We start from the raw sequence: 21,583 nt of genomic DNA on the forward strand, positions 1-21,583 counted from the left end.
ACCAGATCCGTTCATTCCAGGAGTTGCCTCGTGTACAAGGGTTCTGACCTGCTCATTGCCGCCCTCGAGAATGAGGGCGTCGATCGCATCTTCGGAATTCCGGGCGAAGAAAACCTCGACGTCGTCGAATCCATTCGCAAATCGTCGATCCAGCTCATCCTGACCCGCCATGAGCAGGCCGCAGCGTTCATGGCGGCGACCTATGGCAGGCTCACCGGCAGGCCGGGCGTTTGCATCACCACGCTCGGGCCCGGTGCCCTGAACCTTACCACCGGTGCGGCCTATGCGCTGCTCGGAGCCATGCCGATGGTCATGATCACCGGGCAGAAAGGCATCCGGTCGTCGCGTCAGGCTCGTTTCCAGATTGTCGACATCGTCGCGGCGATGAAGCCGCTGACCAAGCATTCGCGCCAGATCATCTCGCCGAGGACGATCCCGGCCGTCGTGCGGGAAGCCTTCCGCATCGCCGAGGAGGAACGTCCGGGACCTGTGCACCTGGAACTTCCCGAAGACATCGCAGCCGAGGAATGCGAAGAGGCGGCGCTGATCCCGCCGCACCCGGTCGAGCTTCCGCTGGCCAGTCCGCTCGCGCTCGATCGCGCCGCGCAGATGATCATCAAGGCAAAGCGTCCGCTGGCCATGCTGGGGGCTGCCGCATCGCGGCCGCGCTCGACCTCCGACCTTGCCCAGTTCGTGCTGCGAACACAGATCCCGTATTTCACCACGCAGATGGGCAAGGGCACCGTGCCCGGCGGAACCGAGCTCTACATGGGCACGGCCGCACTTTCCGAGCGCGACTACGTGCATGAGGCGATCGAACAGGCCGACCTCATCATCACGATAGGCCACGACACGATCGAGAAGCCGCCCTTCATCATGGGCGCCAATGGGCCGAAGGTGATCCATGTCGGATATCAGCCGGCCAATGTCGAGCAGGTCTATTTTCCGCAGACGGAGGTGGTCGGCGACATCGGCGCCTCGCTCAGGCTGCTCGCCGACCGCGTCGAAGGCAAGATCCCCAACGCACAAGCCCTGCTGCCGCTGCGCGAGGGCATCTTGAACCGGATTGCCGCACGCGCCACCGAAGACCGCTTCACGCCGCAACGGCTGGTGCATGACGTGCGCGCGGTCATGCCGGCGGACGGCATTCTGGCCCTCGACAACGGCATGTACAAAATCTGGTTCGCGCGAAACTACCGTACCCGCGTCGCCAACACGCTGCTGCTCGACAACGCGCTGGCGACCATGGGCGCCGGCCTGCCCTCGGCGATGACGGCGGCCATGCTCTATCCCGAGCGTCGCGTCATGGCCGTCTGCGGCGACGGCGGCTTTATGATGAACAGCCAGGAGCTAGAAACCGCCGTCAGGCTCAAACTCAATCTGGTCGTCCTGCTCATCGAGGACAACGCCTTCGGCATGATCCGCTGGAAGCAGGCGGTCGACCAGTTTCCCGATTTCGGCATGACATTCGGCAATCCCGACTTCGTCAGATATGCCGAGGCCTATGGCGCCAGGGGAACCAGGGTCAGCGCGGTCAGTGAACTGCGATCCTCTCTGGAGAATGCCTTCGCCGGCGGCGGCGTGCATCTCGTCGTCGTCCCCATCGACTATTCGGAAAACAAGCGGGTTCTAGTCGATGAACTGAGCCAGCGGCTGCCGGCAGCGCCCGGGATCTGATGTCTCGACGCGCGAGCTTGGCTTTCTCCTGCCATGCCTCTATGTTGCCATGCAAATCGCACAATTGGTTTTGAAATGCCTCCCGATATCCCGGCTAGTGAATTGAAAAAATGAAGGAAAAGCATCTGGCGCCAGCCGGAGCGGTTTTCCGAAACTCACGAAGCTATTTTTATCAGGGATATCGCAACCCAAGAGGTTGCGGCCTTCAAAAACCAGGGGTTGGAAATTGAGCGATGCAATTGCGGACGTTTTGAACTGGCTCGAAAGCAGGGACGACATCCACAGCCTGAGGGCTGCGGTGTGCGACTTGAACGGCATCATGCGCGGCAAGCGCATCCCGGTCGAACAGGCCCGCAAGGCGCTCGAAGGCAAGTTGCGCATGCCTTTTTCGCTGATCGGGCTCGACATCTGGGGCGAGGACATCGAAGGCAATGCGCTGGTTTTCTCGACCGGCGACGCCGACGGCCTTTGCCAATGGACGGGACGCGGCATCCTGCCTGTCAGTTGGACAGCACACCCGACCGCCCTGGTCCCGCTTTGGCTTGCCGACGAAACCGGCGCGCCGTTTCTGGGCGACCCGCGGCGGGCACTGGCCCGCATCCTCGATCGCTACGCAGCCCTTGGCCTGACGCCGGTCGCAGCCACGGAACTTGAATTCTATCTGGTCGACCCGCAATCGCAGCGGCCGGTCGGGCCGGTGTCACCGGTGACCGGACGCCGGCTCGATTCCGACGCGGCCCTTTCGATCGACGAGATCGACGACTTCGAAGCCTTCATCCACGACGTCTACGACGCCTGCCGCACGCAAGGCATTCCCGTCGATACCGCGATTGCCGAGAACGGCGTCGGCCAGTTCGAGATCAATCTGAACCATGTCGCCGATGCCTTGCGCGCCGCCGACGATGCCGTGCTGTTCAAGCGCACCGTCAAGGGCATAGCCCGCAAGCATGGCTTTGCCGCCTGCTTCATGGCCAAGCCCTATGGCGACCGTGCCGGCAACGGTTTTCATGTCCATTTCAGCCTGACCGATACTGAAGGCCGCAATGTCTTCGACGACGGTAGCGACCAGGGTTCGGAGACAATGCGCCATGCGGTCGGTGGTCTGCTCGCCGCCATGGCCGAGAGCACGCTGGTATTTGCGCCGCACTTCAATTCCTACCGCCGGCTGCGGCCGCGCTCCTATGCACCGACAGCGGTTGCCTGGGGTTATGAGAACCGCATGGTCGCCATCCGCATTCCCGGTGGACCGACGAGCGCACGCCGCATCGAGCATCGCGTGTCGGGAGCCGACGCCAATCCATACCTGGTGCTTGCGGCAATCCTCGGTGCGGCGCTGATCGGCATCGAGAGGCAGCTGTCGCCAGGCGATCCCGCCGGCAATGACGGGCAAGGACTTCCGCCGGCCAAGCTGCCGCCGGATTGGGCCTCGGCAATCGCCAGTTTCGAGAGCGGGCAGCATGTGGCGGAGATCTTCCCGGACATCCTGCGCGACTCCTTCATCGCCTGCAAACGCCAGGAGCTGAACACGTTCGCGCTCAATGTCAGCGACTTCGAGATCGAGACCTATCTCGAAAGCGTCTAGGTCACCTTCGCATCGAATAATCCAATCAACGGCAATCTGCCGCAAACTCAATCCGCTTGCCGGGTTTGTTTTGAAATCTCCTCGCTCATTTAATTCTACAAAATCGGTAGGCTTAATGCACATCGAATGCTTTGCGAGGAGCCCAAAATGTCGAAAAAGCTGGTGGTGGGGGTGTCGGGCAATTTGACCCGTCCGTCGAAAACCAAGGCATTCGTCAGCCACATCGTCGGCGCAGTGGCGCAAAACACCGGCGCGGCTTCGATCGTCTTCGACATCGAGGATCTCGGTCCTTCCTTCCCGCTGGCAAGGCGCCTTGCCGATCTCGATCCATCGGCCCGCAACGTCGTCGAGCAGTTGCTGGGCGCCGATATATTGGTCGTCGGCTCGCCCACCTTCAAAGGCAGCTATACCGGGCTTTTCAAGCATTTCTTCGACCTGCTCGATCCGTCATCGCTCAGGGGAAAGCCGATAATCCTCGCAGCGACCGGTGGCGGCGAGCGTCATTCGCTGATTGTCGAGCACCAGCTACGGCCGCTGTTCGGCTTCTTCGAGGCGCTGACCTTGCCGACCGCGATCTACGCTTCCGACAAGGACTTCGCCAATGGCGTGCTGGTGTCCGAGGCCATCCAGGCCCGCGCCCGGCAAGCAGTCGCCGAGGCAAGCCGGATCATCGGGGTGCCCGCCAGCGTCAGTGTTGCCGCCTGAAACGCGCCACTGACCAACAATCCAGGATCCCCTTCCCGCACAGTCCAGAAGGAAAGCGCAATGACCAGACCCAGCAAGTCCCGACAGATCAAACTTGGCGCCTTCCTGCCTGGTGGCGGGCAGCATATTGCGGCATGGCGCCATCCCGACGCGCCGGCCGACGGCGCAACCAATTTTGAGTTCCACAAGCAGCTTGCGCTGACCGCCGAGCGCGGCCTGTTCGACGCCTATTTCCTGGCCGACAATCTGACGGTTGGCCTCGGCGCCCGCGAAGGCGGCAACGCCAAGATCGCCGGCTTCGAGCCGGTGACGCTGTTTGCGGCTTTGGCGCCGCTGACCACGCATCTGGGCTTCATCGCCACAGCGTCCACCACCTATGAAGAGCCCTATACGCTGGCGCGCAAATTCGCTTCGCTCGATTTGTTGTCCAACGGCCGGGCTGGCTGGAATGTCGTGACTTCGGCCGGCGACGAAACCGCCCAGAACTTCAACCGCGATGTCCAGCCCAACCATGCCGAGCGCTATGCAAGGGCGCATGAGCATGTCGACACGGTCAAGGCGCTGTGGGACAGCTGGGAGGACGACGCCTTCATCCGCGACAAGCAGTCTGGCCGCTTCTACGACAAGGACAAGCTGCACGACGTCGACCACAAGGGCGAGCATTTCAGCGTCAAAGGTCCGCTCAACGTGCCGCGCCCCGTGCAGGGCCACCCGGTGGTGGTGCAGGCCGGGCAGTCCGAGGATGGGCGCGGGCTCGCCGCGCACTCGGCCGAGGTCATCTTCACCGCTCATCAGAAGTTGGAGACGGCGCAGGAATTCTATCGCGACATCAAGGCGCGCGTGGCGGCTGTCGGCCGCGATCCCGACCAGGTGCTGATCATGCCCGGCGTGGCGCCCTTCGTTGGCCGCACAACTGAAGAGGCGCGAGAGAAGTACCAGCAGCTCAACGACCTCATCCTGCCCGAGGACGGCGTCGCTCTGCTCAACGGCCTCGCCGGCCAGACGCTCGACATCAGGGGCTATCCGCTCGACGGCCCGCTGCCGCCGAGCAAGGAAACCGAAGGCATGAAGAGCCGCCAGGCGCTGATCCGCCAGATCGCCGACGAGAACAACTTCACCATCCGCCAGCTCTACCAATGGGTAGCGACGGCGCGCGGCCACTACACCATCGTCGGCAGCGCCACTGAGGTGGCCGACCTGCTCGAGGAATGGTTCACCAGCGACGCCGCCGACGGCTTCAACATCCTGCCGCCCTGGCTTCCGGGCGCACTCGACGACTTCGTCGACCTGGTCATCCCCGAGCTGCAGCGCCGGGGCCTGTTCCGCACGGCTTACGAAGGCAGGACGCTGCGCGAAAACCTTGGCCTCAGGCGGCCGGAAAACCCGTGGACATCAGCCCGCTCGACCGTGCTGGCCGCCGAATAAATCCCCCGACGCGCCAACCAGCTTCCAGGGAAAGGGCAAGACGATGACTTTGCAGCACATTGAGCGGCCGATCACGATCGGCGCACGCCGCAGCGGAACAGGCGTAGACACTGACTTCCTGCGACCCAGCGGCCGGGCGGCCGTCCGTTTCCTGTCGCGCTACGGCGTTCTTCTAGGGTTCCTGGCGCTCTGGCAGGTGGCGAGCAGCGTCGGATGGGTCAATGCGGCGGTGCTGCCGCCTGTCGACATGATCGTTGCCGCCCTGTGGAAAGGGCTCGCCGGCGGCGTCTTGCTCGGCGACATCGCCATCAGCCTGCAGCGCGCCGGCATTGCCTTCGCCGCCGCCGTTGCTGTCGCCATTCCGCTTGGCCTGTTCATGGGCCAGGTGCGCGCTGTCGAAACCGCGCTCGATCCGATCCTGCAACTGTTCCGGCAGACCTCGGCGCTGGCGCTCTACCCGGTGTTCATCCTGCTGCTGGGGCTCGGCGAAACCTCCAAGATCTTCGTCATCTTCTGGGCGACTTTGTTTCCGCTGCTGCTCAACACCACCAGCGGCGTCAAGGAAGTCGATCCAAAGCTGCTCGAAATGGCGCGCGTCTATGGCGCGACGCGTCTCACCGTGTTCCGCCGCGTCGTACTGCCCGGTGCCATTCCCTCGATCTTCGTCGGCTTGAGGCTGAGCGCCACCACGGCACTCTTGCTGCTGATCGCATCCGAGATGATCGGCGCCAACAAGGGCATCGGCTTCCAGGTGATGAACGCGCAATACAATTTCCAGATCCCGCTGATGTTCGCGGCGATCGTCATCCTGGCCGGCCTCGGCCTGATCGCCAACCAGGCGCTGGTTGTCCTGCAGCGGCGGCTCTGCCGCTGGAGCAATCCCGTCAACTGACCAACCCTCTCAATCTAGGCCTGCCCCTGCTCTCATCTTAGGAAAGATCGGACCATGAAAATCACGCGTCGTTCCCTGCTAGCCCGTGCACCGCTTGCCGCCGGCATCATCGCCGCCGGCCTGCCCCGCTTCGCCTTTGCCGAGGCCGCACCTGTCAAATTTCGCTACCTCGCCAGCCGGGGCGGCATCTCCCCGCATGAGCTGGCCTACGAGCTCGGCTATTTCAAAGACCTTGGCATCGAGCTGGAGAATGTCGGCTATGCCGCCGGCGGCCCGGAATCGCTGTTTGCGCTTTCCTCCGGCAGCGTCGACCTTGGTTCGGCCGCCACCGCCGCGGTGATCAACTCGATCTCCGGCGGCAACGACTTCGTCGCCGCCTATCCGAGCAACGGCATCAACAAAGACGTGAAAAGCGTCTTCTATGTGCTCGAAGACAGCCCGATCAAATCGATCGCCGACATCGCCGGCAAGACCATCTCGGTCAACACGCTCGGCGCCCATCTCGACTACACGGTGCGCGAGGCGCTGCACAGCGTCGGCCTGCCGCCAGATGCCGCCAACCTCGTCGTCGTGCCCGGGCCGCAACTCGAACAGACCTTGCGCTCGCGCCAGGTCGATATCGCGGGCCTCGGCTACTGGCAGGCGACCTTCGCCGGCGCGCTGGTCGCCAATGGCGGCGTGCGCGGCGTGTTCAACGACACCGACGTGCTGGGCGAACTCGCCGGCGGCTTCGTCGTGCTGCGGCGCGACTTCATCGCCGCCAACCCGGACGCCGCCCGCAACTTCGTTGAGCAGTCGGCACGCGCCTCCGACTGGTCGCGGCAGAATCCGGACGAAGCGCGCAAGGTGCTGGCCGACATCCTCAACAAGCGCGGCGAAAACGGCGATCTCGCCCGCTACTGGACCGGCTTTGGCTTGCGCGAAGGCGCGCAAGCCACCGACCGCGACATCGATTTCTGGGTCGCCATACTGGAACGTGACGGCCGCCTGGCCAAGGGCAAGCTGAAGGCCGCCGACATTCTGTACCGGCCCGGTGAAACCAAGACCAACTGAGAGCTGAGAAGGACTGGGAGCTGGAAATGACGGGCACCAACCGCGGCGGAGAGGTCTCGATCCGTGACCTCTCCAAATCCTTCACGCTGGGCGGGCGTCAGCTTGCCGTGCTGAGGACGCTCAGCCTCGACGTCCGCTCCGGTGAATGCCTGGTCATCGTCGGCGCCAGCGGCTCGGGCAAGACCACGCTGCTGCGCATTCTCGCCGGGCTGGAGGCCGCCGACAGCGGCGGCGTCGCCATCGACGGCAAGCCGGTCCACGGCGTCGGCGCCGAGCGCGCGGTGATTTTCCAGGAACCGCGCCTGTTGCCCTGGCTGACCGTGCTCGGCAATGTCGCCTTCGGCCTCGAAGTGCGCGGCGTGGCCAAGGCCGACGCCGAGGAAAGGGCCCGCTTCTACATCGCGCTCGTCGGCCTCGCCGAATTCGCCGACGCTTGGCCCAGACAGCTCTCGGGCGGCATGGCACAGCGCGTCGGCATCGCCCGGGCGCTGACCGTGCAGCCGGAAATCCTGCTGCTCGACGAACCGCTCGGCGCGCTCGACGCCATGACCAAGATCGGCATGCAGGAGGAACTGGCCCGCATCTGGAGCGAGGAGAACGTCACCATGGTCATGGTCACCCACGATCTGGAAGAGGCGATCTATCTTGCCGACCGGGTGCTGATCCTGCCCAAGGAGAAAGGCGGCGCGGCCAGGTTGATCGACGTCGACCTGCCCCGCCCGCGCGACCGCAGCGAAAGCCGGTTCGTGCGCTATCGCGAAGAACTGCTGCGCGAATTCGGCCTGCACTGACCGAGCAGACGAGCTAGACGATCGGCTTGCCGGCCACCAACTCCCGCAGCGCGTCGTTGATGCGATCCTGCCAGCCGGGTCCATCCTCCTGGAAATGATCCAGCACGGCCCGGTCGATCCTGATTGAAACGAGCTCCCTGACATTGGGCGCGACCGACGCTTCCCGAACCGGCGCCGCCGGCTTCTTGATCGGCTTGAAGGCGGCTTCGGCGGCCTCCATCGGATTTGTCGGTCGGCGCGGTGGATTTGCCATGGATTGACCCCGGGTGACGACGACTTTGACGCTGCACGAATGCGCCACGATAACCCATGTGGCGCGAGATTGTCGTTCATTTCACCGGCAAAACCACAGAATTCACCTTCCGTGTGACATCAGCAACGTGCATTGCACCTTGCCGCAGACTCCGCGTTCTGATTCCCTGTGGCATGGCCACGAGCCTGATTCTGGCATCCCGTGCGACCAAGTTTTCGTGCGGGTGCCGGCAACGATTATGTCGACCACCGCTTTCCAGGGAGAAACGGCAATGAACACCGCGACCAGGCCGGAAATCTCCGAGATGAGGCCGAAGATAACGGTTGTCGGCGTCGGCGGCGGTGGCGGCAACGCCATCAACAACATGATTTCAGAGGGCCTGCAGGGCGCGGAATTCATCGTCGCCAACACCGATGCCCAGGCGCTGACCATGTCGAAGGCATCGCGGCTGATCCAGTTGGGAGCTCACATCACGGAGGGCCTGGGGGCCGGGTCCCTGCCCGAGGTCGGCCGCGCCGCAGCCGTGGAATCGATCGACGAGATCATGGACCATCTGGCGGGAACGCATATGTGTTTCGTCACCGCCGGCATGGGCGGCGGAACCGGGACCGGTGCCGCGCCTGTCATCGCGCAGGCGGCGCGGGCAGCGGGAATTCTGACCGTGGCCGTCGTCACCAAGCCGTTTACCTTCGAAGGCAAACGCCGGATGCAATCGGCTGAAGAGGGCATTGAGCGGCTTCGCGAATGCGCCGATACGGTGATTGTCATCCCCAACCAGAATCTGTTCAGGATCGTCGATGCCAAGACGACATTCGCCGACGCTTTCGTCATGGCGGACCGCGTCCTCTATTCGGGCGTCGGCTGCATCACCGACCTCATCGTCAAGGAAGGCCTGATCAATCTCGATTTTGCCGATGTGAAGTCGGTGATGCGCGATATGGGCCGCGCCATGATGGGCACCGGCGAAGCCACGGGCGAAGGCCGCGCCAAGCGGGCCGCCGAGGCGGCGATCGCCAACCCGCTTCTCGATGAAGCCTCGATGATCGGCGCCAAGGGCGTGCTGGTCTCGATCTCGGGCGGCATGGACATGACGCTGTTCGAAGTCGACGAGGCCGCCACCCGCATCCGCGAGGAGGTCGACGCCGACGCCGACATCATCGTCGGCGCCATATTCGACCGGGCGCTGGCCGGCAAATTCAGGGTGTCGGTGGTTGCGACGGGATTGCGGCGCGCGGTTGAGATGCCGCTGCTGGCGGATCAGAAATTCGCATGAACTGAACGACGCCGCTCGACCATGGGCCTCGGCCCGGCATTCGCGGCTGCCGCTAGCGGCTGCGTTCACTATCCCGCCTTCTCGACTTCCTCGAGGTAGTAGATCTTGCTGGGTTGCAGATGGTCGACGCAAAGCTGGGCCAGAACCCAGTTGTCCTTCCGCTTCAGCGCTTCGATCATGAACCCGTGATGCTGGCGCGACACTTCCAGTTTCTCGCGGTCGGCCAGCGAATTGGCCCGAATCGGCAGGCTGAGCCGCATATAGTGGTCGATCGACGACACCAGATAGTCGTTGCCGCAGGCCGAGAAAATAGTCATGTGAAAGCGGTCATTGGCCTCGTGGATGCCACGCAGATAGTGGTTGTCGACATGGGCGTTGTAGACCCGGTTGATCTCCAACAGCTCCGCGATCAACGACTCGCTTGCCGGCAGCGGGATCATCAGCGCGGCCTGGCGCTGCAGCAGTTCGCGCACTTCGTAGATCTGCCGCACCTCGTCCGGCGTCAGCCGCCTTACCATCGCACCCTTGTTGCGCTCGCGGGTAACGACGCCGAGCTTTTCGAGCTGGTAGAGCGCCTGGCGAATGGTGTGGCGCGACACCGGAAACCGGGACAGCAGCACATCCTCGACCAGCCGCGCGCCGGGCTCAAGCTGGCCGAAGATGATGTCTTCTTCCAGCGCGCGCACGACATCGGCTTCCTTGCCGCCATAGTCTGCCACGTTGAGCATCATCACGTCCTCGCGCCGTCTCGGCCGGCCAGTTTAGCCGCAGAGACAGGCATCCGGCAATTAATGATGATACCAGCCGTCCCGATCACGCCGGAGCGTATTCGTTAGCCTCGAAAACATGGTGATGCACGCGGCCGGTGAACATCTTCAGCAGTTCACCGGTGACCTCCCGGCTTTGAAATCTTACGTCGGATTGAAGCGCCCGGTTGCAGGTGTCCATGTCCGGATAGCGAATGGCCAGCGCCATCGCGTAGGCGGGCGCACCTTCGTCGCGCGCCGTGCCGTCGAGAACGCGCACTTCCTCGGCGCCGGGAAACTGCGTCCACAGCGGCACCAGCCTGTCCCTGACGAAGCGCCGGAATTCGCCCTCTTGTCCGGGATGGATTTCACCTTCGAAGAGGGCGTAGCGAATGATCATGGCGAGGCTTTCCTGACTTTGTGCGCTTGAGACGTCTGTGCGGGCGCATCGAGTGATGCGCCCGCCTCGGTGCGTGCTTATTTGCCCCAGATTTTCTTGTACTGGTCGCGGTAGCCATTCTCGGGGTCGAAGGCATTCTTCGGACCGCCGTCGAACTCGACATTGTCGGCCGTCACCACATGCAGCGGCGACAGATAGCCCGACCATTTTTCACCGGCAATGGCGCGGTTCAGTTCGTCGACCAGTTGCCAGCCCTGCAGGTTGAGCGGTTCGGCGACCGTCACCTTCTGGAACTGGCCGGCGCGGATGCGCTGATAGGCCGATTCCGAACCGTCGCCGGCGGCGACATTGATCGGCGCGTCGGTGCCGGCCTTGCCGGCCGCGGCCAGCGAAGGTCCCATGAAGTCGAAATAGAGGTCGTTGATCGCCAGCGAATGCGTCCAGGCATCGCCGTATTTCTGCAGCAGCGAGGTAGTGAGCTGCGGCATGCGCTGCGAGGTCTCGGCGATCGGCGTGTCGACATATTCGAGCACCTTGCCGCCCAGCCGCTCGATCTCCGCCTTCATCTTGTCGGCCTTGGCGATGGCGATGGCGTAGGTCGAATCGGTGAAGATGACGACTCCGGGTTTGCCCTTGGCATCGGCATAGGCCCAGTCGGCGGCAGCCGTGGAGACCTGCATGGCGTCGGTCGAGACGTTGGCGAAGACGCCGCTCTTTTCATCGGGCCCGATCACCGGCCCGGCATGCCAGGAAACCAGCGGGATGCCGGCGGCCTTCGCCTGTTCCAGCGCCGGCGCCTGCTCCACGGCGTCGAAACCGTTGATGACGATGCCATTCGGCTTCAGCGCCATCGCCTGGCCGAAGGCAGCGGTGCGGCCACCGATCGAACCGGCGCCGTCAATCACCTTGACCTCCCAGCCGATCGCCTTGGCCGCTTCCTCGACGCCGGTGGTGACGCCCAGAATGCCGCCGTTCTTGAGGTCGCCGGCGAGCACGACGATCGTCTTGCCCGGCTGCGCCTTCGGACCGGTGGTCGGGCCGTCCCAGGCAGTGACTTTCTGCGCATATTTTTCGACCACCGCCATGGCGTCGGCCATCGCGTCCGCCCGTGCATGGCCGGCGAACAGGACTGGAGCAGCGATTGTGATCGCCATCAAGGCGACGGATGATTTCAGGAATGTTCTGCGTTGCATGTTGGTACCTCTCTTGGTTTCAAAAAAATTGTCTGGTCTTCCGGGACTCGACTTCGGGCGCCAGGTCACTGGCTGATATGCCCAGCCACCGGGCCCAAACCGGCTGGATGCGCGTTGACATAGATGGAATAAAGCGACGTCTGGGCGGTGATGTAGAGGCGGTTGCGCTTCGGACCGCCGAAGCACAGATTGGAGACGATTTCGGGAACCAGGATGCGCCCGATCAGCGTCCCGTCCGGCGCGTAGACGCGAACCGCATCGGCGCTGGAGGCCCAGATGTTGCCATCGCGATCGACGCGGAACCCGTCGAAGAATCCTGCCTCGCATTCGGCGAGCGTGCCGCGCGGCCGCAGCGAACGGCCGTCCGCGGCGACATCATAGGTCTTGATCGCCCGCGGCAGGCCCTGAACATGGCTTGCGCCGGTATCCGACACGTAGAGGATTTTCTCGTCGGGTGAAAAAGCCAGCCCGTTCGGCTGCACCATATCGGTGATGACCGCAGCCACCTCCCCTGTGGCTTCGTCGAACCGGTAGACATAAGACGCGCCGATCTCCGGCCGGGCAATCATGCCTTCATAGTGGCTGTCGATGCCGTAGACCGGGTCGGTGAACCAGATCGTCCCATCGGATTTGACCACCACATCGTTGGGCGAATTGAACCGCTTGCCATCGATGGCATCGACAAGCGGCAGCCAGCGCCCATCATGCTCAAGCCGGGAGATGCGCCGGCCGCGATGCTCGCAGGCGACGACGCGGCCTTCGCCATCGAGCGTGTGGCCGTTCTGGTTGTTGCAAGGGGTTTCGAAGACACTGACCGAGCCGTCGCTTTCGTCGTAGCGCAGCAACCGGTCGTTGGGGATATCCGACCACAGCAAATGCTTTGCCGAGGGAACATAGACCGGCCCCTCGGCCCAGCGGCTGCCGGTCCACAGCCGTTCGAGCTTGGCATGCCCGATCGTCAGCTTTCGGAAGCGATCGTCCAGAATCTCATAGTCGCTCATTCCATTATTCCCGGGTGGATTCGACTTGTCACTTCGAGGACTGCGCTACGGTCTTGGTCCTGGCCCTGTGCGCGGCGCCGCGCTTGCGCTGGGCGTAACCGGCGATGCCGATGGCGACGAGCAGCGTCACGCCGTTGAACAGCGGCTCGACGAAGAACGAGCCGCCGAACTGCTGGATACCGGAAATGCCCACCGCCAGGATGATGACGCCGATCATCGTGCCCCAGACATTGACGCGTCCGGGCTTAATCGTGGTCGAGCCGAGAAAGGCGCCGACCAGCGCCGGCAGCAGATATTCCAGCCCGACGCTCGCCTGGCCGATGCGCAGCTTGGAGGCAAGCAGCACGCCTGTCAGCGCCGTCAGGAAGCCCGACGAGATGAAGGCGCCGATGACGAAGCGACGCACCGGAATGCCGTTGAGCGCCGCAGCCTTCGGATTGGCACCGATGGCATAGACGTAGCGGCCGATCGGAAGATATTCGAGGATGATCCACAGCGCGACGGCGATGGCCAAAACATAGAGGCCGGTGATCGGCAGCCCGAATACCATCGTGCCGTTGAGCGCGTAGAACCCGTTCGGCAGCACGCCGACAACCTGCCGGCCGCCAGTGTGCCATAGCGCCAGCGCGTAGAGCACTGTCCCCGTGCCGAGCGTGGCGATGAAAGAGTCGATACGGGCGACTTCGACCAGCAGTCCGTTCAGGAAGCCGGTTGCAGCACCGAGAAGCAGCACGATGATCACCGCCAGCGGCCATGGAACGCCGAACATGGTCTGCAGGCTGATGGCTAGGATGTGCCACAGCACGATGCCGTAGCCGACGGTGAGGTCGATGCGACCGGACGCCATCGGGATCATCGCCGCCAGCGACAGCAGCGCGATGATTGCCTTGTCGGAGATGATAGAGCGCAAATTGAGCAGGGTCGGAAAGGTGTTCGGCAGCAGGATCGAAAACAAAAGGATCAGCAGCGCCGTCAGGATCACCAGTCCGTAGACCGGCAGCAGCCGGATGATCTTCTGCCCCAACGGCAAACCCGCCATTTCACCACGGGTCGGTTCGAGTGCGCTGGATTCGATCGATTGCATGGGTTCGCTCCCAGAAAAATCAGGCGGCTTCGGAAGCCGATGCCGCAATGATCACGGCGGATGTGGTCAGGTCGTTGCCGGAGAGTTCGCGCACGATCTGTCCGCGCGAAAACACCAGGGCGCGGTGACAGATATGGGCGATCTCCTCGAAATCGGTCGACACCACGACGACGGCGAGGCCGGCTTCAAGCGCGCGGCCGATCAACCGGTAGATCTCGGCCTTGGCGCCGACATCGACGCCTGCGGTCGGATCTTCGGCGATCAGCAAGGTGCGGCCGGTGTGGAGCCAGCGCCCGACGACCACCTTTTGCTGGTTGCCGCCCGAAAGCGCCTCGATCGGCAGGTTCGGATCGTTGGGGCGCAACCCGACCGAGCCGCCGATAACTTGCGCCAGGGCAGCCTCCTTATGCGGCGCCAGAAAGGAGAACAGGCCGCGCTTGCCGGCGCCCGGATTGAGAAAGCTGTTCTCGCGGATCGACAAGGAGGCCGCGATGGATTCCTCGGTCCGGTCGCGGGCGATGAGGCCGACGCCGGCCAACATCGCCGCGATCGGGCTCGACAGGTCGGGCGCAACACCGTTGATCGTCACCGAGCCGGAAAAGGCCTGGCAGCCGAACAGCGCCCGGCCGACTAGTTCCTGCCCGGCGCCGCGCAAGCCGACCAGGCCGAGCAGTTCACCCTTGCGCACGTCGAACGACACCGGCCCGGCGCCGGTGCAGACCAGGTCACGGACCGCGCACACCGTCTCGCCAGCCTGCGTCTGGGCCTTGCTGAAAACCTGGCTGACCGGACGACCGACGATCATCTCGACCAGTTCGTCGGGCCTGGTGTCGGCGACCTTCTTCTGGCCGACCAGCCTGCCGTCGCGCAGCACGGCGACGCGATCGGCGATGCGGAAAATCTCGTCGAGGCGATGCGAGACATAGATCATGCCGACGCCGCGCTGCTTGAGCGGGCGGATGGCGTCGAACAGACGGTCGACCTCGTCGGCCGGAAGACTGGCGGTCGGTTCATCGAGCACCAGCACATCGGCCTCGGTGGCCAGAGCGCGGGCGATGGCGACCAGTGATTTTTCGGTGCGGGTCAAATCCTGGACGCGCGTCGTCGGATCGAAATCGCAGCCGACCAGCTTCAGCGCCTCGTGCGCCCGCTTTTCGGTGGAACGCCAGTCGATGAGACCGGAGCGCAGCGAAAATCCCTGCGCGAGGCCGACATTCTCGCCGACCGTCATCCATTCGATCAGACCGAGATCCTGGTGAATGAAAGCGACGGACTGGCGCTGGTTCGGCCGCGGCGGGCGATGATGATAGGGCTCGCCGCGAAACAGGATGCTGCCGCCATCGGGACGGTAGATGCCGGCTAGCGTCTTGATCAGCGTCGACTTGCCGGCGCCATTCTCGCCGAGCAGCGCCAGGATCTCGCCCTTGTGCAGATCGAGCGACACGTCGGAGAGCGCGCGGGTGCCGCCAAACACCTTCGTAATCGACTGGAACTCGATCAGTTTTTCTTCAGACACAAAGCGTTCCTCCCAAGATCGCCAAATGATGTTATCGATAACATTTCTGAGCGTCAAGCGACAAAATCAGGGCTCTCCGCTTAGCTGGTCTTGCCGTCGAGCAGGCGCATCATCTCGGCCGAATCCTTCGGTCCGAGGCCGGCGGCGCAAAGCAGGCGGTGGATCTCGACCACCTGCCCGGTCATCGGCATCGGCGTCTTGGTCTTGAGCGCAAAAGCCTGCAGCGAATCCAGGTCCTTCAGCATGTTGTCGATGCGGCCGGTGGCTGAAAAATCACGGGCGGCGAACTTTGCCATGAACTCCTGCATGATGCTGGAATCGGCCCGCCCGCCCTTCAGCGCCGCCGGGATTGCCTTCGGATCGACGCCGCCGGCTTCGGCAAGCTTTACCGCTTCAGCGACGGCCTGGAACAGAACGGCGCAGAACAGCTGGTTGATCAGCTTGGTCGTCTGCCCTGCCCCGCTCGGCCCCATCAGCGTGTAGTTGGCGCAGAGATGCTGCATCACAGTGCGCGCCTGTTCGAAGTCTGCGGCGTCACCGCCCGCCATGACGGTCAACCGGCCGGCCAGCGCGCCGGGAACCCCGCCCGAAAGCGGACAGTCGAGCCATTTCATGCCGGTCTCGGCCGAGAGTTTCTTCGCCATCGAAGCAGTGTCGGCCGGGTCGATCGACGACATGTCGATGAGCAGCTTTGCGGGCGACGCCGCAGCCGTGACACCCGCATCGCCGAACACCACCGAACGCACGATATCGGCATGGTTGAGACTGAGAATGACGAAGTCGTTCGCCCGCGTTGCCTCCGCAACCGACGCAGCGTCAACCGCACCCTTGGCGGTCAGGGCGTTTACTTTGGCCTTGTCCAGATCGAACACCGTCACCGCCTGATTGGACTCAATCAACCGGGTGGCGATCGCCGATCCCATGATGCCGGCGCCGACAACGGCGACTCTTGCAGCTTGCGTCATCTCAACGAGCCTCTTTCCTGATCCTGGCGGGGCCGACCCCAAAGGCGCCCAGGCCCTGCAGCGCCGCATCGGCGATGCTGTCGACGGGCGCGTCGATATCAACGGTGACCACCAGCTTTTCGTCGCCGGGATGTTCCAGCGCCGCGAACTGGCTGTCGAGCAAGGCCGGCGGGAAGAAGTGGTCGCGGCGCGCGGCGAGCCTGGCTTGCAGCAGCGAGCGCGACCCCTCCAGGAATACGAAAAACAGCGGCCCGCCCGCCGCATGGCGAAGCCGATCGCGATAGGACTTCTTCAGCGCCGAGCAAGAGACGACGAGCCCGCGGCCCTCTTCACGCGCCTGGCGCAAGGCTGCGCCGACCAGATCCAGCCAGGGCCAACGATCGTCGTCGGCAAGCGGGATGCCCGCCGACATTTTTTCGACATTGCCACGCGGATGCAGCGTATCGCCTTCGACGAAGGCAAGGCCAAGCCGCGCGGCGATCTCGACGCCAACTTTGGTCTTGCCGCAGCCGCTGACGCCCATCACGACGATGAGCGCGGGTTCAAAGACAGGTCGTGATGCCGCCGTCGACATAGAGCGTGTGTCCATTGACAAAGGATGAGGCCGGTCCGGCCAGAAACACCGCCGCGCCGACCAGTTCGCCGACGTCGCCCCAGCGTCCCGCGGGCGTGCGGTTGGTCAGCCAGGCAGAAAATTCGGGATTGTCGACCAGCGCCTGGTTGAGCGGCGTCTTGAAGTAGCCCGGCGCGATGGAATTGACCTGCAAGCCATGCTTGGCCCAGTCGGCGCACATGCCGCGCGTCAGGTTGCGCACCGCGCCTTTCGTGGCCGTATAGGGCGCGATGTTGGTCCGCGCCAGCTCGCTTTGCACCGAAGCGATGTTGATGATCTTGCCGCGCTTGCGCGGGATCATGTGCCGCGCCACCGCTTGCCCGACGAAGAACACGCTGGAGATGTTGGTGCGCAGCAATTCGTCCCATTTGTCGGCGGGGAAATCCTCGAGCGGCATGCGGAACTGCATGCCGGCATTGTTGATGAGGATGTCGATGGCGCCGATCGTCGTCTCGATCTCGGCAACGCCATTCGCCACCGCCGCGTGATCGGTGACGTCGAAGACGGCGCTATGGGCCTTGTACCCCTTGGCCGCCAGCGCATCCGCGGCTGCTTTGATTTTTTCGGCGCTGCGCCCGTTGAGCACGATTTCGGCGCCGTGCTGCGCCAACCCCTCCGCCAAGGCCAGGCCGATCCCCTGCCCCGAACCGGTGACCAGCGCCCGCATGCCGGTCAAATCGAACAACGAACTGCTCACGTGCTCCTCCCGAGGAATGTCCCTGAAGCGGGATACGATTTCCGCCGCGCCGCCGCCAGTGCCTATTGACATGAATGTTATCGATAACATAGTCAATGGAAAAATGCAGTTGCGCGGGAGACGATGCCGTGACCGACATATTGATGACCGGCCCCTATCCGGACTGGGACATGGCTGACCTCGAAGCGAAATATCGCGTCCACAAGCTTTGGCGGGCCGACGACAAGGACGCGCTGATATCAAGCCATTGCGATGCCATCCGCGCCATCGCGACGCGCGGCGAGCTTGGCGCCAGCGCTACGCTGATGGCAAAGCTGCCGAAGCTCGAAATCGTCTCCTGCTATGGCATGGGCACCGACGCCATCGATCTTGCCTATGCCAGAGAAAACGGCATCCGTGTCACCAACACCCCTGACGTACTGACCGAGGATGTGGCCGATATCGGCATCGGGCTGCTGCTCGCTGTGGCGCGCCAGATTCCCCAGGCCGACGCCTATGTGCGCGATGGCAGCTGGCGCAAGGCCAACATGCCGCTGGTCTCGCGCGTTTACGGAAAGAGGCTCGGCATTGTCGGCATGGGCCGCATCGGCAAGGCGGTGGCCCGGCGCGCTTCTGCCTTCGACTGCGAGATCGCCTATTTCGGCACCCGCAAACATGACGACCTGCCCTACGACTTCGTCGGCGATCTGGTCGACCTGGCACGCCGGAGCGAGTTCCTGATCGTCACGCTGGCCGGCGGCGAAGGCACCAGGAACATCGTGAATGCAGAGGCTCTGGCGGCGCTCGGGCCGGATGGCATCCTGATCAACATCGCGCGCGGCAGCACGGTCGACGAAACGGCGCTGCTCGCCGCGCTGGAATCCGGCGCCATCAAGGGCGCCGGGCTCGACGTGTTCTGGAACGAGCCGACGATCGACGAGCGCTTCGCAAAACTTTCCAACGTCGTGCTGCAACCGCACCATGGCAGCGGCACGGTGGAGACCCGCAAGGCCATGGGTCAGTTGGTTCGCGACAATCTGGCGGCCCATTTCGGCGGGCAGACCTTGCTGACGCCGGTCGTCTGAGACAGGATCACCTCATGAAGTCGATCGTCATCCACGCAGCAAAAGATTTGCGGATCGAGGAGACCGATCCGGGCGTCCTCGGCGACGGACAGGTAGAGATCGCGGTCGAGGCCGGCGGCATCTGCGGCTCGGACCTGCACTACTACAATCATGGCGGCTTCGGCACGATCCGCCTGCGCGAACCGATGATCCTCGGCCACGAGGTGGCCGGCACCGTGAAGGCCATCGGCGGCGGCGTTTCCTCACTCGCCATCGGCGACCGCGTCGCCATCTCGCCCAGCCGTCCCTGCAATGCCTGCCGCTACTGCCTGCAAGGCATGCAGAACCAGTGCCTCAACATGCGCTTTTACGGCAGCGCCATGCCGATGCCGCACATCCAGGGCGCGTTCCGCCAACGCCTGGTCGCCGAGGCGTGGCAGTGCCACAAAATAGCCGACCACGTCTCCATCAACGAAGCCGCCTTCGCCGAGCCTTTTGCGGTGACGCTGCATGCCATGAACCGCGCCGGCTCACTGCTCGGCAAGCGCGTTCTGATCACCGGCTGCGGGCCGATCGGCGCGCTTTGCATCCTCGCAGCCAGAGCCCACGGCGCGCGCGAAATCGTCGCCACCGATGTCATGGACGGCGTGCTGGCCAAGGCCCTGGAGATCGGCGCCGACCGCACCATCAATGTCGCGACCAACGGCGAAGAACTCGCCGCCTACAATGTCGACAAGGGCAGTTTCGACGTGATGTTCGAGGCCTCCGGCAACGAACGCGCCGTGCGGTCCGGCCTCGATGTTCTGAAGCCGCGCGGCGTGCTGATGCAGCTCGGCCTCGGCGGCGACGTGTCGATCCCGCAGAACCTGATCGTCGCCAAGGAAATCGAGATGCGCGGCAGCTTCCGCTTCCACGACGAGTTCGCGCTCGCCGTCGACCTGATCAACCGCCGTCGGGTGGATGTCAAACCGCTGCTATCCGGCATCTATCCGCTCGACGAGGCGGTTGCGGCTTTCGAGATCGCCGGTGACCGCAACAAGTCGATGAAGGTCCAGATCGCTTTCTGAAGCGACACGGCACGTCAAGTGCTTTCCCGCTCGACGACGCGATAGCTGGTCAGGACGATTTCCTGGCCGTGCCGTTTCTCGTCGCCACGGATCACTTGGATCAATCTTCGTGCAGCCTGTTGCCCGATGCCGTAGCAGTCGACATTCACGGTGGTGATGCCGGGGTGGCAGAAGGCGGCGACCTCATAGTCGCCAAAGCCGGCAATGGCGATGTCCTGCGGCACCCGCATGCCCCGGCGCTTGCATTCCATCAGCGCGCCGAAGGCCGAGAGGTCCGAGACGCAAAGCACGGCTTGCGTGTCCGGCCAGCGCTCCAGCATGCTGACGACGGCCTGGCCGCCTTGCTCGATGGAGATCGGCGGCACACCGAAGGAAACGAGCCGGCCGGTCGGCAGGCCGAGTTCCTCGATGGCCCTGACGAAACCTTCGCGCCGCTGGCTGCCGCGCGTGTCGCGCGAGGTCGTGCCGCCGATGTAGCCGAATTTTCGGTAGCCCTTTTTGGCAAGCGTCTTGACCAGCAGACCCATCGCCTCTTCGTTGGAGAACCCAACCACCTGATCGATCGGCTTGGCCGGCAGCTCCCAGGTTTCGACCACGGGAATGCCGGCGCTTTTCAAAAGGCGGCGAGCGCGGTCGGTATGCGCGCCGCCGGTCAGGATGATGCCTTCCGGCCGCCGTCGCAGCATCGCCTCGATCAGCTGTTCTTCCTTCTCAGCCGTGTAATCGGTGTAGCCGAGCAAAAGCTGAAGCCCGGTGCTCTCCAGCTCGTCAGTAATGCCGCGTGCGGTGTCGGCGAAGTTGGAATTGTTGATCGAGGGAACGATCGCCGCGACGAACCCTGTCTTGCGCGAGGACAGGCTGCCGGCCGATTGGTCGAGCACGTAGCCGAGGTCGTTGACCGCGGCCATGATCTTTTCGCGCGTCGCCTTGGAGACGCGGCTGCCTTCCTTCAAGGCGCGCGACACCGTCATGGTCGACACACCAGCGCGCAGCGCCACGTCGACCATTGTCGGCGTGTGGCTTTCGCCCGGCCTCGATGTGGCAGCCTTGGCCATCATTCCGCTCCCCCTGATGGCGCTGGTCTGCTCCAGGCAAACGCCAGACTATCGAGCACAAGGTCCCTCTGGCGTCCAGCCTCGTTCATGCACCCCACCTCGTGGAATCGGATCAGGTTGGACATGTTATCGATATCACGAAAGGCTGGCAACAACCCGTGTCAAGTCACGTTAAACCTCGGATTTTAGGGTGGAGCTATCACCCACCAAGGCCATCGCGTATGGCGCAGAAATAGCGATCGGTTCCGACCCTGGCCGAGCCGAAAATGTCCGCCCAAGTCGACACCGCGGCGGCCGATATCGCGAATGGCGGATGCTCTTTCGCTGATCGGTGCCCTTGGTGCTGCCTGACTGCAGAAAGGCAGAGCCACCCTCTAGAGAGGGCGCAGCCGGCCATCTGATCGCATGCTGGCGCCACGGCCAAGGTTCATGAGCGATCACCGGCACCCTGAACACTCGCTGCAGCAGTTCCCTTTCAGGCACAGTGCGAGGCCGTCATTGGCTCTTGAACGGTCAAGCCGGACACGCGTAACATCGCGCCGAATTAACCGC

21 protein-coding genes are annotated in these 21,583 nt (G+C 63.7%); 10 read left to right on the plus strand and 11 right to left on the minus strand.

All coding sequences use genetic code 11. From position 1 onward, the window contains the following. Nucleotides 1–30: 30 nt before the first annotated feature. From AC1DVW_RS13790 to AC1DVW_RS13820, 7 genes are all read left to right on the plus strand, one after another. On the plus strand, nucleotides 31–1,677 hold the full coding sequence (locus AC1DVW_RS13790) for an acetolactate synthase large subunit (protein ID WP_477323717.1): 1,647 nt from the start codon (nucleotides 31–33) through the stop codon (nucleotides 1,675–1,677). Between the two features lie 226 nt (nucleotides 1,678–1,903). Further along, nucleotides 1,904–3,259 carry a glutamine synthetase family protein gene (locus AC1DVW_RS13795; RefSeq protein WP_477323719.1) on the plus strand — a complete coding sequence of 452 codons (1,356 nt, stop codon included), beginning with the start codon at nucleotides 1,904–1,906 and terminating at the stop codon, nucleotides 3,257–3,259. Nucleotides 3,260–3,406: 147 nt separating this feature from the next. After that, the gene (msuE, locus tag AC1DVW_RS13800; RefSeq protein ID WP_477244248.1) at nucleotides 3,407–3,964 is read left to right on the plus strand and encodes an FMN reductase; all 558 of its coding nucleotides are present in this window, start codon (nucleotides 3,407–3,409) and stop codon (nucleotides 3,962–3,964) included. 60 nt (nucleotides 3,965–4,024) lie between these two features. After that, entirely contained in the window at nucleotides 4,025–5,389 is a 1,365-nt protein-coding gene (locus AC1DVW_RS13805; protein WP_477244247.1) for an LLM class flavin-dependent oxidoreductase, read from the plus strand. A gap of 43 nt (nucleotides 5,390–5,432) precedes the next feature. Further along, nucleotides 5,433–6,281 (plus strand): ABC transporter permease, encoded by an 849-nt coding sequence (locus tag AC1DVW_RS13810; protein ID WP_477244245.1) that lies wholly within the window; start codon nucleotides 5,433–5,435, stop codon nucleotides 6,279–6,281. 54 nt (nucleotides 6,282–6,335) lie between these two features. After that, nucleotides 6,336–7,334, plus strand: a complete 999-nt coding sequence (locus AC1DVW_RS13815) for an ABC transporter substrate-binding protein (protein WP_477244244.1) — start codon at nucleotides 6,336–6,338, stop codon at nucleotides 7,332–7,334. A gap of 26 nt (nucleotides 7,335–7,360) precedes the next feature. Further along, nucleotides 7,361–8,125 carry an ABC transporter ATP-binding protein gene (locus AC1DVW_RS13820; RefSeq protein ID WP_477244242.1) on the plus strand — a complete coding sequence of 255 codons (765 nt, stop codon included), beginning with the start codon at nucleotides 7,361–7,363 and terminating at the stop codon, nucleotides 8,123–8,125. A 13-nt stretch (nucleotides 8,126–8,138) separates the two neighbouring features. Here AC1DVW_RS13820 and AC1DVW_RS13825 read toward each other — a convergent pair whose 3' ends face one another. Then, nucleotides 8,139–8,378 carry a BrnA antitoxin family protein gene (locus AC1DVW_RS13825; protein ID WP_477244240.1) on the minus strand — a complete coding sequence of 80 codons (240 nt, stop codon included), beginning with the start codon at nucleotides 8,376–8,378 and terminating at the stop codon, nucleotides 8,139–8,141. 271 nt (nucleotides 8,379–8,649) lie between these two features. On the opposite strand from AC1DVW_RS13825, the gene ftsZ reads away from it, so the two are divergent. After that, nucleotides 8,650–9,651 carry a cell division protein FtsZ gene (gene ftsZ / locus AC1DVW_RS13830; protein ID WP_477244238.1) on the plus strand — a complete coding sequence of 334 codons (1,002 nt, stop codon included), beginning with the start codon at nucleotides 8,650–8,652 and terminating at the stop codon, nucleotides 9,649–9,651. A 68-nt stretch (nucleotides 9,652–9,719) separates the two neighbouring features. Here the strand turns inward: ftsZ and AC1DVW_RS13835 are convergent, their stop codons facing one another. The 9 genes from AC1DVW_RS13835 to AC1DVW_RS13875 form a co-directional block, all read right to left on the minus strand. After that, a complete protein-coding gene (locus tag AC1DVW_RS13835) occupies nucleotides 9,720–10,379 on the minus strand; it encodes a GntR family transcriptional regulator (RefSeq protein ID WP_477244236.1) in 660 nt (219 codons plus the stop codon). Between the two features lie 85 nt (nucleotides 10,380–10,464). After that, nucleotides 10,465–10,797 carry a hypothetical protein gene (locus AC1DVW_RS13840; RefSeq protein ID WP_477244235.1) on the minus strand — a complete coding sequence of 111 codons (333 nt, stop codon included), beginning with the start codon at nucleotides 10,795–10,797 and terminating at the stop codon, nucleotides 10,465–10,467. A 77-nt stretch (nucleotides 10,798–10,874) separates the two neighbouring features. Continuing rightward, entirely contained in the window at nucleotides 10,875–11,990 is a 1,116-nt protein-coding gene (locus AC1DVW_RS13845) for an ABC transporter substrate-binding protein (protein WP_477244233.1), read from the minus strand. Between the two features lie 65 nt (nucleotides 11,991–12,055). Beyond that, on the minus strand, nucleotides 12,056–12,991 hold the full coding sequence (locus tag AC1DVW_RS13850; RefSeq protein ID WP_477244231.1) for an SMP-30/gluconolactonase/LRE family protein: 936 nt from the start codon (nucleotides 12,989–12,991) through the stop codon (nucleotides 12,056–12,058). Nucleotides 12,992–13,019: 28 nt separating this feature from the next. Then, the gene (locus AC1DVW_RS13855) at nucleotides 13,020–14,075 is read right to left on the minus strand and encodes an ABC transporter permease (protein WP_477244229.1); all 1,056 of its coding nucleotides are present in this window, start codon (nucleotides 14,073–14,075) and stop codon (nucleotides 13,020–13,022) included. 19 nt (nucleotides 14,076–14,094) lie between these two features. After that, nucleotides 14,095–15,591 (minus strand): sugar ABC transporter ATP-binding protein, encoded by a 1,497-nt coding sequence (locus AC1DVW_RS13860; protein ID WP_477244227.1) that lies wholly within the window; start codon nucleotides 15,589–15,591, stop codon nucleotides 14,095–14,097. Nucleotides 15,592–15,671: 80 nt separating this feature from the next. Then, on the minus strand, nucleotides 15,672–16,556 hold the full coding sequence (locus tag AC1DVW_RS13865; RefSeq protein WP_477323721.1) for an NAD(P)-dependent oxidoreductase: 885 nt from the start codon (nucleotides 16,554–16,556) through the stop codon (nucleotides 15,672–15,674). A 1-nt stretch (nucleotide 16,557) separates the two neighbouring features. Beyond that, complete coding sequence (locus AC1DVW_RS13870; protein ID WP_477244223.1) at nucleotides 16,558–17,130, minus strand: gluconokinase; 573 nt, start codon at nucleotides 17,128–17,130, stop codon at nucleotides 16,558–16,560. Then, the gene (locus tag AC1DVW_RS13875; protein ID WP_477245001.1) at nucleotides 17,099–17,836 is read right to left on the minus strand and encodes an SDR family oxidoreductase; all 738 of its coding nucleotides are present in this window, start codon (nucleotides 17,834–17,836) and stop codon (nucleotides 17,099–17,101) included. Before AC1DVW_RS13875 ends, AC1DVW_RS13870 begins: the two co-directional genes overlap by 32 nt. Before the next feature lie 125 nt (nucleotides 17,837–17,961). On the opposite strand from AC1DVW_RS13875, the gene AC1DVW_RS13880 reads away from it, so the two are divergent. Together AC1DVW_RS13880 and AC1DVW_RS13885 are read left to right on the plus strand one after the other, a co-directional pair. Continuing rightward, on the plus strand, nucleotides 17,962–18,930 hold the full coding sequence (locus tag AC1DVW_RS13880) for a 2-hydroxyacid dehydrogenase (RefSeq protein WP_477323723.1): 969 nt from the start codon (nucleotides 17,962–17,964) through the stop codon (nucleotides 18,928–18,930). A 14-nt stretch (nucleotides 18,931–18,944) separates the two neighbouring features. Then, nucleotides 18,945–19,976 (plus strand): L-idonate 5-dehydrogenase, encoded by a 1,032-nt coding sequence (locus AC1DVW_RS13885; protein WP_477323725.1) that lies wholly within the window; start codon nucleotides 18,945–18,947, stop codon nucleotides 19,974–19,976. A 14-nt stretch (nucleotides 19,977–19,990) separates the two neighbouring features. Here the strand turns inward: AC1DVW_RS13885 and AC1DVW_RS13890 are convergent, their stop codons facing one another. Further along, on the minus strand, nucleotides 19,991–21,034 hold the full coding sequence (locus AC1DVW_RS13890) for a LacI family DNA-binding transcriptional regulator (RefSeq protein ID WP_477323726.1): 1,044 nt from the start codon (nucleotides 21,032–21,034) through the stop codon (nucleotides 19,991–19,993). Nucleotides 21,035–21,583: the final 549 nt, after the last annotated feature.

Source organism: Mesorhizobium sp. P3_B5 (assembly GCF_056402815.1).

Bases quoted from the DNA above. Each gene is read 5' to 3' on its own strand.
- msuE (WP_477244248.1), top strand. From the start codon at position 3,407: ATGTCGAAAAAGCTGGTGGTGGGGGTGTCGGGCAATTTGACCCGTCCG.
- AC1DVW_RS13805 (WP_477244247.1), top strand. From the start codon at position 4,025: ATGACCAGACCCAGCAAGTCCCGACAGATCAAACTTGGCGCCTTCCTG.
- AC1DVW_RS13810 (WP_477244245.1), top strand. From the start codon at position 5,433: ATGACTTTGCAGCACATTGAGCGGCCGATCACGATCGGCGCACGCCGC.
- AC1DVW_RS13815 (WP_477244244.1), top strand. From the start codon at position 6,336: ATGAAAATCACGCGTCGTTCCCTGCTAGCCCGTGCACCGCTTGCCGCC.
- AC1DVW_RS13820 (WP_477244242.1), top strand. From the start codon at position 7,361: ATGACGGGCACCAACCGCGGCGGAGAGGTCTCGATCCGTGACCTCTCC.
- AC1DVW_RS13825 (WP_477244240.1), bottom strand. From the start codon at position 8,378: ATGGCAAATCCACCGCGCCGACCGACAAATCCGATGGAGGCCGCCGAA.
- ftsZ (WP_477244238.1), top strand. From the start codon at position 8,650: ATGAACACCGCGACCAGGCCGGAAATCTCCGAGATGAGGCCGAAGATA.
- AC1DVW_RS13835 (WP_477244236.1), bottom strand. From the start codon at position 10,379: ATGCTCAACGTGGCAGACTATGGCGGCAAGGAAGCCGATGTCGTGCGC.
- AC1DVW_RS13840 (WP_477244235.1), bottom strand. From the start codon at position 10,797: ATGATCATTCGCTACGCCCTCTTCGAAGGTGAAATCCATCCCGGACAA.
- AC1DVW_RS13845 (WP_477244233.1), bottom strand. From the start codon at position 11,990: ATGCAACGCAGAACATTCCTGAAATCATCCGTCGCCTTGATGGCGATC.
- AC1DVW_RS13850 (WP_477244231.1), bottom strand. From the start codon at position 12,991: ATGAGCGACTATGAGATTCTGGACGATCGCTTCCGAAAGCTGACGATC.
- AC1DVW_RS13855 (WP_477244229.1), bottom strand. From the start codon at position 14,075: ATGCAATCGATCGAATCCAGCGCACTCGAACCGACCCGTGGTGAAATG.
- AC1DVW_RS13865 (WP_477323721.1), bottom strand. From the start codon at position 16,556: ATGACGCAAGCTGCAAGAGTCGCCGTTGTCGGCGCCGGCATCATGGGA.
- AC1DVW_RS13870 (WP_477244223.1), bottom strand. From the start codon at position 17,130: ATGTCGACGGCGGCATCACGACCTGTCTTTGAACCCGCGCTCATCGTC.
- AC1DVW_RS13875 (WP_477245001.1), bottom strand. From the start codon at position 17,836: ATGCGGGCGCTGGTCACCGGTTCGGGGCAGGGGATCGGCCTGGCCTTG.
- AC1DVW_RS13880 (WP_477323723.1), top strand. From the start codon at position 17,962: ATGGAAAAATGCAGTTGCGCGGGAGACGATGCCGTGACCGACATATTG.
- AC1DVW_RS13885 (WP_477323725.1), top strand. From the start codon at position 18,945: ATGAAGTCGATCGTCATCCACGCAGCAAAAGATTTGCGGATCGAGGAG.
- AC1DVW_RS13890 (WP_477323726.1), bottom strand. From the start codon at position 21,034: ATGATGGCCAAGGCTGCCACATCGAGGCCGGGCGAAAGCCACACGCCG.